Genomic DNA, 14,570 nt, shown 5'->3' on the forward strand with positions numbered 1-14,570 from the left:
ATGCATCGCGAGAAATCACAGCACGACACGCGCGCGCCCCTGCCGGGAGATCCGGCATGAGCACGCTGCGCGATGCCATGAGCCACGCCGCCCTGGGCTGGGTGAAGCCGGAGCTGGACGAGACCCTGCGCCAGGTGCGCAACGAGGTCGAGTATTACGCCGAAGACCCGGCCGACGGCAGCCGCATGCGCTTCTGCGCCGGCTACCTGCACCAGGTGCAGGGCACCTTGCGCATGGTCGAGTTGTATGCGCCGGCCATGGTGGCCGAGGAAATGGAGCAGCTGGCCAACGCCATCGGCGCGGGCGAAGTGCCCGACCGCGACGAAGCCTGCGCCACCCTGATGCGCGGCAGCGTGCTGCTGCCCGACTACCTGGAGCGCCTGCAGAACGGCCACCGCGACATTCCGATCGTGCTGTTGCCGCTGCTCAACGACATCCGTGCCGCACGTGGTGCGCCGGGCATCAATGAAAGCGTACTGTTCGCCTTCGCCCCGGACAGCGCGAGCGCCACCGAAGCCGAACTGGACCATGCGCGCGGCAGCCTGAGCGGCCGCAACCGCGAGCTGCTCGACACCGTGGGCAATGCGGTCAAGGAAGAACTGCTGCGGATCAAGGATGCGCTGGACCTGCACCTGCGCACCGGTGGTGAGCCGGCACAGCTGCAGACCCAGGTCAACGAACTGGGCGCCGTGGCCGACACCCTGGGCATGATGGGCCTGGGCGTGGCCCGTGGCGTGGTCGTGCAGCAGCGCGACGCGCTGCGCGGCGTGGTCGACGGCGCGCAGCAGATCGACGAGACCCTGCTGCTGGATATCGCCGGTGCACTGCTGTACGTGGACGCCTCGCTGGACGACCAGGTCGCGCACCTGGGCGCCGGCGGTAGTGGCGAGGACGACCCGAGCGCGGCCGAAGGCCGCCGCACGGTGGAAATCCTGGCGCACGAAGCGATCGCCAACTTCGCTGCAGCGCGCGAGCACTTCGTTGCCTTCATCGAAACCAACTGGAACCACCAGCAGCTGCATGAAGTGCCGCGCCTGCTCGGTGAGGTCGCCGGCGCACTGCGCATGCTCGACCTGCCCACCCCGGCCGACTACCTGCAGGGCGTACGCCAGTACATCTCGGTCGAGCTGATCGGCCGCCAGCGCGTGCCCAGCGGACGCCAGCTGGACACCCTGGCCGACGCCATGGCCAGCCTGGAGTACTACCTGGAAGCCCTGCGCGAACGCCGCCAGGGACGCGAAGACATTCTCGACATCACCCGGACCAGCCTGGAAACGCTGCGCTACTGGCCGCTGCCCGACGAGAACGCCGCGCCGGCCGATGTCAGCGCCGAAGCGCTGCCGGTCGCCCCGGAACACGTCGAGCTGACCGGTTGGGACACGCCGGTGGCCACGCCGGTGGAGATTGCGGTAACCCCCGCCGCGCCTGCGCCGGGTGATGTGCCGTCGCCGCCGCTGCCGGACTTCACCTTCGAACCCGTGCCCGAGGTTGCCGCGGCCGCGCCGGTCGAGCGCGTGGCCAAACCTGCGCCGACGCTGGTGTTCGAGGCCTCCATGGCACCGGTTGCCGCCGACGCGCCGCAGTGGACGCTGCACAGCGACGCTGCCCGCACGGAAAGCGCTGCCCCGACCTTTGCCAGCTTCGACCCGGTCATGGCCGAAGACGCCGAGGCGGGCCAGGCATGGGGCGTGGCGCCCACGGAGATCGCGCCGATCGTACTGGACGGGGTCGACACTGACGTGTCCGACACCGATCAGCCGGCCAGCACTGGATTCGATCCAGTGGCGGCCGAGCACGATGCGCTGGAACTGAGCGAAGAGCCGATCGAATTCACCTTCGACGAGCCACTGCACAACGCCGGCGACGTGCTGTCGCTGGAGATCGATGACACGCCGGTCGCCGCGCACGACGCCGAGCACACGCTGGACGTGCAGGCGCTGCCGACGTTCCTGCAGGAGCAGGTCGAACCCGCTGCAGACACACCGCTGACCGTGGACGCGCCGCTCGAGGAGGTCGCCGCACCCGCCGAAGCGATCATCGAACCGGTCGCTGCCCTCGAAGAAGAACAGGTCATCGAACCGATCGAAGCGGCTGCGCCCGTCGCCACCGGCGGCGTGCAGGAAGCGGTCATCAGCACGATCGAGCTGGACGACGAGTCGGCCCGCTTCCTGGCCGAGCTGGACGTCGCCGCTGCGCAGTTCTCCGTCACTCCGGACGCGGCGCCCGCCGCAGCCGTGGGCGACGTGGAGGCCGCCGCCGCCGCTGAAGCAGAACTGGACACCACCATCGACGCCGGTTTCGAGGACGATGGCGAGAACATCGACCAGGACATCCGCGACGTCTTCATCGAAGAATTCGACGAAGAACTGGTCAACCTCGGCAATCTGTTGCCGGTCTGGCGCATGGCGCCGGACAACATGGACCGCCTGCGTCCGATCCGCCGCGTGTTCCACACCCTGAAGGGCAGTGGCCGCCTGGTCGGCGCGCGTACCCTGGGCGAGTTCAGCTGGAAGATCGAAGGCATGCTCAACCGCGTGCTGGATGGGAGCCGTCCGGCCTCGCCGGCGGTGGTCGCCATGGTCACCCAGGCCTACGAAGTGCTGCCGCAGCTGAATGCCGCGCTGCGCGACGGCAGCCGCGTCAGCGCCGACCTGCAGGCCATGCAGGCCATCGCCGACCGCGTGGGTGCCGGCGAAGAGACCTTCCACGTGCCGCTGCAGCGTTCGGCCCCGGTGGCCGCGCCGGTGGAAACCGTCGAGGTCATCGAAGCCGTTGACGTCGTTGAAACCGTTGAAGCTGTCGAGCCGGAACTGAGCGGTACCCCGGCCAACATCGACGAAGTCCTGCGCGAAATCCTGGAGGCCGAAGTCGAGGCCCACCACGCGACCTTGCAGGCCTGGTTGCAGGACGCCCAGGCTGCACCGCAGCCGGTCACCGACAGCCTGCTGCGCGCGGTGCACACCATGAACGGTGCGTTCGCGATGACCGACGTGCCTGAGATCACCGCCGTCACCGGCGGGGCGGAAGCCTTCATCAAGCGTTCGCTGGCTGCCGACGCGGTGCCCGATGCCGACGGTGTCGACGCGCTCACGGCCACCGCCGCCGCGATCCGCGCCACCATGACCGCATTGCAGGCCGAAGCGCCGCGCATTCCGTCGCAGGCCGAGCTTGCGCAGCGCCTGCAGGCGCTGGCCGCGACCCTGCCCGAAGCACGCTGGCCGGCACTGGTGGCCGAGGACGGCATGGACCTGGACGGCGACGAGGTCGAGACGCTCGAGGTTGACCTCGACGCCGAAGCCGATGCGTCGCGCGATGCGCACGACGTCACCGCGCACGAGCTGGCCGCGTTCTCGGCGCAGTTCGACGAGCGCGACGGCTACGCCGTTGCGGACGACAGCACCGACAGCACGCTGCAGCAGGCCATCGTGGAGGCCGACGATCTGTCCGTGGTCGACGCGGCGGACATCGTCGATGAACTTTCCATTGCCGCACCCGTCGAAGTCGCTGACGCACCCGACGCACTGGTGGTCGATGAACTGACCGGCAGCGATGACCTGTCGGCGTACTTCGACGCCAGCCTGGTCACCTCGTTCGACGCGCCGTCCGCTGCTCCGATTGAAGACGCGGTTGCCGCCGATGCGCCCACCGCCGAAGTCGTGGACCACGGCCTGGTGAGCGTGGAGCTGACCGGCGCCGACGATCTGTCGCGCTTCTACGAACAGCCCGTGCCGGACGCGGAAGAAGCGGTCCAGGCCATCGAGCTGGAAGCGGCCGAGTCCGAGGCGCTGCACGAGACCCTCGAGACCCTCGAGGCCACCGACACCATTGAAGAAATCGAAGTCGAAGCCCCGACAGGCAACGTCGCCGAAGAAGCAGTCGTCGACGAGTTTGAAGACGTGCTGCCGCCGGCGCCGACCTTCGGCGACACCGTGGACCTGCAGCAGGCACTGGACGATGGCCTGACCATCGTCGACGGTCCCGACGCCGCGGTTTCCAGCGACGATGCGCCGGTACTCAGCGTGGATGCGTCCCATCCGACGCTGGACGAAGCCGGCGCCTTCGCCGAAGCGGAGGTCGAGCAGCCCTCGACCGCGCAGCCGCTGTTCGAGCTGGAAGACGCCCCGGCACCGGTCGAGGTCGAGATCCAGGCAGAAGCCGAAGCCGAAGCCGAAGCCGACGAACTCGACGACGCCGGTTCGCTGGACTTCAGCGTGCTCGACCGCGAGCTGGTCGACATCTTCGTCGAAGAAGGCAAGGACCTGCTCGACCATTGCGATGGCCTGATCAGCGAGCTGCGCGCCGCGCCGGAGGACCGCGAGGCCCTGGCCGGCCTGCAGCGCGACCTGCACACCCTGAAGGGTGGTGCACGCATGGCCGGCATCAACGCCATCGGCGACCTCGGCCACGGCATCGAGTCGCTGCTGGAAGCGGTCGCCGCCAACCGCACCGATATTGATCGCAGCGACGTGCAGCTGCTGGAACGGGGCTTTGACCGCCTGCACCAGATGCTGACCCGTACCGGCCGTCATCGCGACGTGGCGATGCCCGACGACCTGATCGCCGCGTTCGAACAGCGCACACTGGGTCGCGACAACGCGACCGAGGCGGACAGCACCCCGTCCGTGGCTGCGCCGGTGGCGATCGACACTGCGGTGGCCACCGCGCCGCTGTCGGCGCCGGTACCGCTGGAAGCCTCCAACGACGAGGACAGCCTGGCCCGTCCGCAGCAGGAACAGGTGCGCGTGCGCGCCGATCTGCTCGACCGCCTGGTCAACCACGCCGGTGAAGTGGCGATCTACCGCTCGCGCCTGGAACAACAGCTGGGTGCCTTCCGCGGCGCCATGGGCGAACTGGACCGCACCAATGCGCGTTTGCGCGACCAGCTGCGCCGCCTGGACCTGGAAACCGAAGCCCAGATCGTGGCCCGCTACCAGCGCGAGCAGGAGCAGGTGGATCACAGCTTCGATCCGCTCGAACTGGACCGGTTCTCGACCCTGCAGCAGCTCAGCCGTGCGCTGAACGAGTCCGCAGCCGACCTTGGCGGCCTGCAGGGCGTGCTCGACGACCTCTCGCGCCAGTACGACGTGCTGCTGCAACAGCAGTCGCGGGTCAGCTCGGAACTGCAGGACGGCCTGATGCGTGCGCGCATGGTGCCGTTCGACGGCCTGGTGCCGCGCCTGCGGCGCGTGGTGCGCCAGGCGGGCCAGGACACCGGCAAGCAGGTCCACGTGACCCTGGACGGTACCCACGGCGAACTCGACCGCAACGTGCTCGACCGCATGGTCGCGCCGCTGGAACACATGCTGCGCAACTCGGTTGCGCACGGCCTGGAAACGCCGGAACAGCGCCGCGCCGCGGGCAAGCCGGAGGAAGGCGAGATCGCCATCCGCCTGCGCCGCGAAGGCTCGGAAATCGTGCTGGAAGTGGCCGATGACGGTGCCGGGCTGAACCGCGAGGCGATCCGTCGCCGCGCCGAACAGCGCGGCCTGGTCGAGGCCGGCGCGGTCCTGTCCGACGCCGAACTGGATGCGATGATCTTCGCGGCCGGCTTCAGCACCGCCGACCAGGTCAGCCAGCTGGCTGGCCGCGGCGTGGGCATGGACGTGGTGCACAACGAAGTGCGCCAGCTCGGTGGCACGGTGGACATCCACTCGGTGCCGGGCAAGGGCGTCACTTTCACCCTGCGCCTGCCGCAGACCCTGGCGGTCACCCAGGCGGTGTTCGTGCAGATCGGCGACACCACCTTCGCCGTCCCGGTGGCCTCGGTCAGCGGTATCGGCCGGATCTCGCGCGAGCGCTTCGAGTCCGCCGAGGGCGGCTACCACTACGGTGGCGAAGAGTTCGTACTGCACGATCTCGGCACGCTGGTCGGCCAGGGCCAGGCCCGCGCCGAAGGCCAGGCCCAGGTACCGTTGCTGTTGGTGCGTGCCGGTGAACTGCGCGCGGCCGTGGCGATCGACCAGGTGCTGGGCAACCGCGAAATCGTGGTCAAGCCGGTCGGCCTGCAGATCGCGTCGGTCCCGGGCATCTACGGTGCCACCATCACCGGCGATGGCCGCGTGGTGGTGATCCTCGACGTGGCACCGCTGGTGCGTCGCTACCAGGCCAACCCGCTCAAGCCGGTCGCCCCGGCCGCACAGGCCAGCGACCGCCAGGCGCCGCTGGTGATGGTGGTCGACGACTCGCTGACCATGCGCAAGGTCACCGGCCGCATCCTGGAGCGCCACAACTTCGAAGTTGCGGTCGCCCGCGACGGCATCGAAGCGCTGGAGCGCCTGGAGGAGCGGGTGCCCGACCTGATGCTGCTGGACATTGAAATGCCGCGCATGGATGGCTATGAACTGGCCACCGCAATGCGCGCCGATCCACGCTACAAGGGCGTGCCGATCGTGATGATCACTTCGCGCAGCGGCGACAAGCACCGTCAACGCGCCTTTGAAATCGGTGTCCAGCGTTACCTGGGCAAGCCGTACCAGGAGCTGGACCTGATGCGAAACGTGTATGACCTGCTGGGGATCGCCCGTGCCCGCGAATGACCTGAACCCGCTGCCCCTGGTGGCACTGCTGGCACGGGTCGGCCCGGCGCGCGAGCGCCTGCGCGAAGCGTTGGCCCAGGCCGGCGCGACCGTGGTGCTGGAAGAAGACCCCAACAGCATCGATGCTGAAACCCTGGGTGGGGTCGACGCCGGTGCGGTGCTGATCGCGCTGGAGCCGGCGGTTGAGGACGCGCTGGAACGGCTCGACCCGGTTCTGGCGTCGCCCGAACTGACCGTGATTTTCGACGAAGCGGAACTGGCTGCGCGCCGCGAAGGCTGGGAAGCCCAGCGCTGGGCGCGCCACCTGGTGGCCAAGCTGCACGGTCACCAGGACGTGCTGCCGCCGGGCTCCGAGCAGGAAGGCCTGCTGCAGCCCGAACCGGGCCTGCCGCAGACCCCGGCCGAACGGCATGCCGACGCGCCGCTGGAATTCCACGTGCGCGAGGCGTTCGACGCCGCGGTCGACGTGCCCACCGATGGGCTGTACACGCCGCCGGAGGCGTACAGCGAGCCGATGTCGCTGGAAGAAGCGCTGGCCGCGATGCAGGCAGCGCCTGCCGCAGCGCCGGCCAGCGTGCCGCCGCCGGTGCCGGTGGACGCACCCGCAGCGCCGCGCGTGCCGCTGGGCGACCACAGCAGCTGGTCGCTCGTCGACGAAGACACGGTTGCGCCGCCGGTCGTGCCGAGTGCACCGGCCAGCGCACCGCCGATGACCGACGCGTTCGATACGCCGAGCCTGTCGCTGGTGGAACTGGAACCGGAGATCGCGCCGGATGGCTCCGCGCCAGGTGCGGTGCTGGTCCTGGCCGGCATTGGCGGCCCCGATGCGCTGCGCCGCCTGCTGGCCGCGCTGCCCGCCGGGCTCGCCACGCCGGTACTGGTCTACATGCGCCTGGACGGGGGCCGTTACGGCAACCTGGTCAAGCAGATGGCGCGGGTGTCGGCGCTGCCGGTGCTGCTGGCCGAGTCCGACCAGCCGGTGCGGGCCGGCAATGCCTACATCCTGCCCGACGACGTGGGTGTGGCCGTACGCAACCGCGGCCTGTACTTCACTGCCGACGCGCAGGGCATCCAGGTCGCTGCGCTGCCGCCGGCGCACAGCGCCGTGGTGCTGCTCAGCGGCAGCGACGTGGCCGTGCTGGACGACGTGCTGTCGCTGGCCGTGGCCGGTGCCTGGGTGGCCGGGCAGACCGGAGACGGCTGCTACGACCCGGTCGCGGCCAATGCCGTGGTTGCCGCCGGCATGGCCGCCGGCGACCCGCCGCAGCTGGCCGCCGCCATCGCCGAACGCTGGGGCGTGAGCGAGTAATCGCCGCGCCATGTCACTTTCAGGAAACACACCATGAGCTACGCCAGCAACGACGAAATCCGCGGAGTACTGATCCAGGCCGGCAATGACCGGGTGCTCGTCCCGAACGCCACGGTCGCCGAAATGCTGGCCTCCGCCAGTGTGACCCCGGTCTCCGAAACCCCGGCCTGGCTGCTCGGCCAGATCCAGTGGCAGGGGTGGGACGTCCCCCTGATGTCGTTCGCGCGCCACGCCGGGCTCGGCGAGGAACAGGGTTCGGGCAAGAACAAGGTGGTGGTGTTGAAGGCGTTGGGCGGCAATGCCAAGCGCCCGTACTTCGCGCTGGTGACCCCGAACTTCCCGCAGCTGATCTCGGTGCCGCGCGATGGCCTGTTGGCCGACGCGTCGGAAGAAGCCCTGCCGCCCGGCGTGCACATGCGCGTGCTGCTGGGAGAGCTGAGCGCGCTGTTGCCGGATCTGGATGCGCTGGAAACCGCGCTGGACGAAGCGCTGCCCGCTTGACCCGGTAGAGCCACGCAGGGCGCGACTCTACCCCGGGTGGCCGATTACCCCAGATCGCCCAGGCGCGCCTGGATCGCGGCAATCGCCGCCAATCCCGCCGTCTCGGTACGCAGGATCCGCGGCCCGAGGTGGAGCCCCTGGAAGCCAGCCTGCTGCAGTGCCAGCCGATCACGCGGCGACCAGCCGCCTTCCGGCCCGATCGCAATCACCACGCCACCGGGCGCGGCCGACAGGGTCGACAACCGGTGTTCGCCCACGGGATCGAGCGTGAGCTTCAACGCCGCTGCCGGCATCGCCAGCGCAGCCTCCTGCAGGTTCTGCGGCGGCGCCACCGTCGGCACCCGCGCGCGACCGGACTGGCCGCAGGCCGAGACCACCACGCTGCGCCAGTGCGCCAGGCGCTTCTCCGCACGGGCGGCGTCAAGCTTCACCTCGGTGCGTTCCGCATTGACCGGCACGATCGCCTGCACCCCCAGTTCGGTGGCCTTCTGCAGGATCAGGTCCATCTTTTCGCCACGGGCGATGCCCTGCAGCAGCGTGATCGACAACGAGGACTCATTGTCGAGTGCCTGTGCCGAGGCGATCTGCACGCGCGCCTCGCGCTTGCCTGATTCCATCAGGGTGGCGCTGTAGTCGTGGCCATCGCCATTGAACAGCACGCAGCCATCACCTTCGCGCAGGCGCATGACCCGCACCAGGTGGTTGGCGACCTCTTCGGGCAACGACACGGTCTGGCCCACGGCCAGCGGCAGATCGACATAAGAACGGGTCACGCGCATGCAACAGCTTCCTCGATGGCAGCCAGGGTGGTCTGGGCCAGCAGGTCCAGGTGTTCGTCCTCCACGCAGTAGGGAGGCATCCAGTACAGCACGTTGCCGAGCGGGCGCAGCACCACCCCCCGTCGCAACGCCGCGTTGTAGGCACGCAGTCCCACCCGCGCTTCGGCAGGGAAGGGCGTGCGTTTGTCGCCGTTGCGGGTCAGTTCGAACGCCACCACCATGCCGGCCTGGCGCACGTCGGCCACCTGCGGGTGGTCGGTGAACGGTGCGGCCAGTCGGCGCATCACCTCGGCGGTGCTGCGGTTGCGCGCGATCACGTCCTCGCTGGCGAAGATGTCCAGCGTCGCCAGCGCGGCTGCGCACGCCAGCGGGTTGCCGGTGTAGCTGTGCGAATGCAGGAAGGCGCGCTCGCGGCTGTCGTCCAGGAACGCGTCGTACAGCGCCTGGGTGGCCAGCACCGCGGCCAGTGGCAGGAAACCGCCGGTGAGGCCCTTGGACAGGCACAGCAGGTCCGGCATCACCCCGGCCTGCTCGCAGGCGAACAGGGTGCCGGTGCGGCCGAACCCGGTGGCGATTTCATCGGCGATCAGGAATGCCCCGTTGGCATCGCACAGTTCGCGCGCCCGCTTCAGGTACACCGGGTCGTGCATGCGCATGCCGCCGGCGCACTGCAGGCGCGGTTCCAGGATCACCGCGCAGATCTCGCCGGGGTGCTGGTCGAACAGGTCGGCCAGGCGATCGGCAGCCTCGTGCGCGCGTTGCGCCGCGCTCTGCCCGGGCTCGGCCAGGTAGGCGTCCGGCGAGGGCGCGAACAGCGCTTCGGTCAGCAGCGGCGCATACACCCGCCGATACAGCGGGATGTCGCCCACCGACAACGCGCCCAGGGTTTCGCCGTGGTAGCCGTTCTCCAGCGCCACGAAGCGCGTGCGGTGCAGTTCGCCGCGGTTGCGGAAATAGTGGAAGGCCATCTTCAGCGCGACCTCGACCCCGGCCGAGCCGTTGTCGGCGTAGAACACCTTGGACAACGGCGCGCGCCCGGCCTGGCGCGGCGCGATCGCCAGCAGCCGCTCGGCCAGCTGCACCGCCGGCTCGTGGCTGAAGCCGGCCAGCATCACCTGTTCCAGTTGGGTGGCCTGGCGCGCAATGGCGGCGCCGATGCGCGGCTCGGCGTGGCCGAACAGGTTGGTCCACCAGCTGCTCACCGCGTCCAGGTAGCGATGCCCGGCGTGATCGATCAACCACGGGCCTTCACCCCGTGCAATCGGCACCAGCGGCAAGGTGTCGGGGTGTTCGCGCATCTGCGTGCACGGGTGCCACAGCACGGCCAGGTCGCGTTGCCGCCACTGGTCGGCCAGCGTGAGGGGGGCTGGGTCTGCTAGCATTTCGGGCTCATGGACACGTTTTCACCTGCCTGCATTCTATCGATCTCCAAGAGCCAGTTCGCATGACCCGTCCGCTGCCCACCATCCACCAGATCACGGACGAGGAAAGCGGCCCGTTCCAGCGCCAGCACCTGGACCTGGAGTTCTCCAACGGCGAACGCCGCCGTTTCGAGCGCCTGGTCAGCCGGGGCCATGGTGCGGTGGTGGTGGTGCCGATGCTGGACGACGAGACCGTGCTGCTGGTGCGTGAATACGCTGCCGGCGTGCACCGCTACGAGCTGGGCCTGGTCAAGGGCCGCATCGACGCTGGCGAAACCCCGGAGCAGGCCGCCGACCGCGAACTGAAGGAAGAAGCCGGCTACGGTGCGCGCCGGGTCGACGTGCTGCGCGCGATGACCCTGGCCCCGACCTATATGAGCCACCTGTCTTACCTGGTGGTGGCGCGCGACCTGTACCCGGAGCGGCTGGTCGGCGACGAACCCGAAGAGCTCGAAGTGGTGCCGTGGAAACTGGCCGAGCTGGACCAGTTGATGCTGCGCGAAGACTTCTCCGAAGGCCGCTCGCTGGCCGCGCTGTTCATCGCCCGGCAGTGGCTGGAACGCGGGGAATGATCAAACTCACCACCGCGCTGCGCGAAACGGTGATCGCCATCGCCCAGGATGCCGCCGCGGCGATCCGCGAGGTGTATGCCAGTCCGTTCGACGTGGAGATCAAGTCCGACCGCAGCCCGGTGACCGCGGCCGACCTGGCCGCCAACCAGGTGATCCTGCGCGGGCTGGGCCAGCTGACCCCGGACCTGCCGATCCTGTCCGAGGAATCGGCGCAGGTGCCGTGGGAGGTGCGTCGCCACTGGGGCGCCTACTGGCTGGTCGATCCACTCGACGGCACCCGCGAGTTCGTCAAGCGCAACGACGAATTCAGCGTCAACATCGCACTGATCTACCAGGGTGCGCCAGCGTTTGGCGTGGTGCTGGCGCCGGTCAGCGGCGTTGCCTGGCATGCCATGCGTGGCGAACTGGCCTATCGTCGCGAGGGCCTGCACGACTCGGTGCTGCGGACCCGCACCCCGGCGTTGCCGCCGCTGCAGGTGGCCGCCAGCCGATCGCATCGCAGTGTGCAGACCCAGGCGTTGCTGGATCGCATGGGCGAGATCGACGTGGTCGCGCAGGGCTCGTCGCTCAAATTCTGCCGGCTCGCCGAAGGCACGCTGGATGTCTACCCGCGGTTGGGCCCGACCGCCGAGTGGGACACCGCCGCCGGCCAGTGCGTGCTGCATGCCGCCGGTGGCGCGGTCCTCTCTGCCGCCACCGGCAAGCCGTTCCGCTACAACCGCCGCGAAACCCTGTTGAACGGCGACTTCATCGCGCTCGGCGACACCCGCCTGCCGTGGCGCAGCTGGCTTCCCGACTGACCGGAGTACCGATGTCCGCACCTGCCGAACTGGACCGCCTGCTGGGCATCATGGCGCGCCTGCGCGATCCGCGCGACGGCTGTCCGTGGGACCTGCAGCAGGACTTCGCCAGCATCGCCCCGTACACCATCGAGGAAGCCTACGAAGTGGCCGACGCGATCGATCGTGGTGACCTCGACGATCTCTGCGATGAGCTGGGCGACCTGCTGCTGCAGGTAGTGTTCCATGCGCAGATGGCCAGCGAGCAGGGCGCGTTCGGGTTCGCCGAGGTGGCCCGCGCGATCAGCGACAAGATGACGCGCCGGCACCCGCACGTGTTTGCGCAGGTGCAGGTTGATGGTGCCGAAGACGTCAACAGCAACTGGGAAGCGATCAAACGCGCCGAACGCGCCGCCAAGGGCGATGCCGACCCCTCCGCGCTGGCCGGGATCTCGCGCGGGCTGCCCGAATGGCAACGTGCGGTGAAGCTGCAGGCGCGTGCGGCGCGGGTCGGTTTCGACTGGCCCGGCCCGGCGCCGGTGCTGGACAAGGTGCGCGAGGAACTGGACGAAGTCGCCGCCGAGTTCGCGCGCGGCCCGGTCCAGGACAACCAGGCCCGGCTCCAGGAGGAGCTGGGCGACCTGCTGTTCGTCTGCGCCAACCTGGCGCGTCACGCCAAGGTCGATGTTGGCGCGGCGCTGCGTCACGCCAACCACAAGTTCGAACGCCGCTTCCGCGCGATGGAAGCGCAGGCCGCGGCCGACGGCCACGTCATGGCCGAGCTCGATCTGCAGGCGCAGGAACGGCTGTGGGAGCAGGCCAAGGCCGGCGAACCCACGTCGTGAACACCTTACTGTTGTTCGTGCTGACTGCGGTCGCCGAGATCGTTGGCTGCTATCTGCCGTGGCTCTGGCTGCGCCGCGATGGCAGCGCGTGGCTGCTGCTGCCGGCCGCCGCCAGCCTGGCCCTGTTCGCCTGGCTGCTGACCCTGCACCCGGCGGCCAGCGGGCGCGTGTACGCCGCCTATGGCGGTGTCTACATCGGCACCGCGCTGGCATGGCTGTGGGTCGTGGACGGGATCCGGCCCAGCCGATGGGATCTGCTCGGCGTCGGGCTGTGCCTGGCCGGGATGGCGGTGATCATGTTCGCGCCGCGCGCAACCTAGGCAGGCGGCAGCCGCGATCAGCGGTATATTCAGGGCTACCCCGGGGAAAGGAGTAGCCCATGTTTCCGACCGTGCTGTTCTCGCTGATCCTGGCCTTCGTGGCCGTGGTGATCCTGTTCAAGGCCGTGCGCATGGTGCCGCAGGGCTATGAATGGACGGTGGAGCGCTTCGGCCGCTACACCCACACCATGACGCCCGGCCTGCACTTCCTGATTCCCATCGTGTACGGGGTCGGGCGCAAGGTGAACATGATGGAGCAGGTGCTGGATGTGCCCAGCCAGGAAGTCATCACCAAGGACAACGCCGCCGTGCGCGTGGACGGTGTGGTGTTCTTCCAGGTGCTGGACGCATCCAAGGCCGCCTACGAGGTCGCCAACCTGGAAGTGGCGATGATCGCGCTGGTGCAGACCAACATCCGTACCGTGATCGGCTCGATGGACCTGGACGAATCGCTGAGCCAGCGCGAAGTGATCAACGCCCAGCTGCTCAGCGTGGTCGACCATGCCACCAACCCGTGGGGGGTCAAGGTCAACCGCATCGAGATCCGCGACATCCAGCCGCCGCGCGACCTGCTCGACGCGATGGCGCGGCAGATGAAGGCCGAGCGCGAAAAGCGCGCGCAGATCCTCGAAGCCGAAGGTTCGCGCCAGTCCGAGATCCTGCGTGCCGACGGCGAGAAGCAGGCCGCCGTGCTGGAGGCCGAAGGGCGCAAGGAAGCGGCGTTCCGCGACGCCGAGGCGCGCGAGCGCCTGGCCGAAGCCGAAGCCAAGGCCACCCAGGTGGTGTCCGAGGCGATCGCCAGCGGCGACGTGCAGGCCATCAACTACTTCATCGCGCAGAAGTACGTGGAAGCGTTCAAGGAACTGGCGACCTCGCCGAACCAGAAGCTGGTGCTGATGCCGATGGAAGCCAGCGGCGTGATCGGCTCCATCGCCGGCGTGGCCGAACTGGCCAGGGAAGCGTTCGCGAAACAGGAAGAAAAGAAGACCACCCGCGCGGTGCCGCCGCGCATCGGAGGCTGAGATGCGCTGGGAAGTGGTCGCGTGGGGGGCACTGGCGCTGGTGCTGTTCGCTGCAGAGGCGTTGGCACCGGGCGCGTTCATGCTCTGGATCGGGATCGGCGCGGCCGCGGTGTTCGCGCTGGTGGCTGTGTTCGCGGACATCCCGCTGCTGTGGCAGGTGGTGGCGTTCGTGCTGCTCAGCGTGGTGTCGATCCAGTGCTACCGGCAGTGGGGCCGCAAGCGCGCGCGGGAGAGCGATGCGCCGCTGTTGAACCGCCGCGCGGAACAGCTGGTCGGGCGGGTGGTGGTGCTCGACCAGCCGATCATCGCCGGCCTTGGCCGCGCCAAGGTCGATGATGCGTTCTGGGTGGTGGCCGGGCCCGACCTGCCGGCCGGCACGCCGGTGCGCGTGGTGGCGGTCGATGGAATGACGCTCAAGGTGCAGCCGGTCTGATTGCGCACCGCCGCAGGCGTTGCCGGGGCGGTTCTGGGATAATGAAGGCCGGT

The 14,570-nt window shown here is 69.1% G+C and carries 11 protein-coding genes; 9 read left to right on the forward strand and 2 right to left on the reverse strand.

Annotation, left to right across the window (positions count from 1 at the left end; translation table 11 throughout):
- Positions 1-56 precede the first annotated feature (56 nt).
- From RYM47_RS06045 to RYM47_RS06055, 3 genes are read left to right on the forward strand one after another with little or no spacing between them, the layout of a single operon-like run.
- Positions 57-6,536 carry an Hpt domain-containing protein gene (locus RYM47_RS06045; RefSeq protein ID WP_315386644.1) on the forward strand — a complete coding sequence of 2,160 codons (6,480 nt, stop codon included), beginning with the start codon at positions 57-59 and terminating at the stop codon, positions 6,534-6,536.
- The gene (locus RYM47_RS06050; protein WP_315386645.1) at positions 6,502-7,845 is read left to right on the forward strand and encodes a chemotaxis protein CheB; all 1,344 of its coding nucleotides are present in this window, start codon (positions 6,502-6,504) and stop codon (positions 7,843-7,845) included. Before RYM47_RS06045 ends, RYM47_RS06050 begins: the two co-directional genes overlap by 35 nt.
- 33 nt (positions 7,846-7,878) lie before the next feature.
- Entirely contained in the window at positions 7,879-8,346 is a 468-nt protein-coding gene (locus RYM47_RS06055; RefSeq protein WP_315386646.1) for a chemotaxis protein CheW, read from the forward strand.
- Positions 8,347-8,390: 44 nt separating this feature from the next.
- Here RYM47_RS06055 and RYM47_RS06060 read toward each other — a convergent pair whose 3' ends face one another.
- Positions 8,391-9,125, reverse strand: a complete 735-nt coding sequence (locus tag RYM47_RS06060; protein WP_315386647.1) for a 16S rRNA (uracil(1498)-N(3))-methyltransferase — start codon at positions 9,123-9,125, stop codon at positions 8,391-8,393.
- Positions 9,116-10,507, reverse strand: coding sequence for an adenosylmethionine--8-amino-7-oxononanoate transaminase (gene bioA / locus RYM47_RS06065; RefSeq protein WP_315386648.1), 1,392 nt, complete (start codon positions 10,505-10,507; stop codon positions 9,116-9,118). The genes RYM47_RS06060 and bioA overlap by 10 nt, the downstream gene beginning before the upstream one ends.
- A 62-nt stretch (positions 10,508-10,569) precedes the next feature.
- On the opposite strand from bioA, the gene nudE reads away from it, so the two are divergent.
- The 6 genes from nudE to RYM47_RS06095 are packed head-to-tail and all read left to right on the forward strand — an operon-like array spanning position 10,570 to position 14,517.
- The gene (gene nudE, locus RYM47_RS06070; RefSeq protein WP_315386649.1) at positions 10,570-11,118 is read left to right on the forward strand and encodes an ADP compounds hydrolase NudE; all 549 of its coding nucleotides are present in this window, start codon (positions 10,570-10,572) and stop codon (positions 11,116-11,118) included.
- Positions 11,115-11,918: a 3'(2'),5'-bisphosphate nucleotidase CysQ gene (cysQ, locus tag RYM47_RS06075; RefSeq protein WP_315386650.1), complete on the forward strand. Its 804-nt coding sequence runs from the start codon at positions 11,115-11,117 to the stop codon at positions 11,916-11,918. Before nudE ends, cysQ begins: the two co-directional genes overlap by 4 nt.
- Before the next feature lie 11 nt (positions 11,919-11,929).
- Positions 11,930-12,742: a nucleoside triphosphate pyrophosphohydrolase gene (gene mazG / locus RYM47_RS06080; RefSeq protein WP_315386651.1), complete on the forward strand. Its 813-nt coding sequence runs from the start codon at positions 11,930-11,932 to the stop codon at positions 12,740-12,742.
- Positions 12,739-13,062, forward strand: coding sequence for a YnfA family protein (locus tag RYM47_RS06085; protein WP_315386652.1), 324 nt, complete (start codon positions 12,739-12,741; stop codon positions 13,060-13,062). Before mazG ends, RYM47_RS06085 begins: the two co-directional genes overlap by 4 nt.
- A 59-nt stretch (positions 13,063-13,121) precedes the next feature.
- On the forward strand, positions 13,122-14,084 hold the full coding sequence (locus tag RYM47_RS06090; RefSeq protein ID WP_315386653.1) for an SPFH domain-containing protein: 963 nt from the start codon (positions 13,122-13,124) through the stop codon (positions 14,082-14,084).
- 1 nt (position 14,085) lies between these two features.
- A complete protein-coding gene (locus tag RYM47_RS06095) occupies positions 14,086-14,517 on the forward strand; it encodes an NfeD family protein (protein WP_315386654.1) in 432 nt (143 codons plus the stop codon).
- Positions 14,518-14,570 lie beyond the last annotated feature (53 nt).

The sequence above is a fragment of the uncultured Stenotrophomonas sp. genome (assembly GCF_963519125.1).
Classification (GTDB): Bacteria; Pseudomonadota; Gammaproteobacteria; order Xanthomonadales; family Xanthomonadaceae; genus Stenotrophomonas.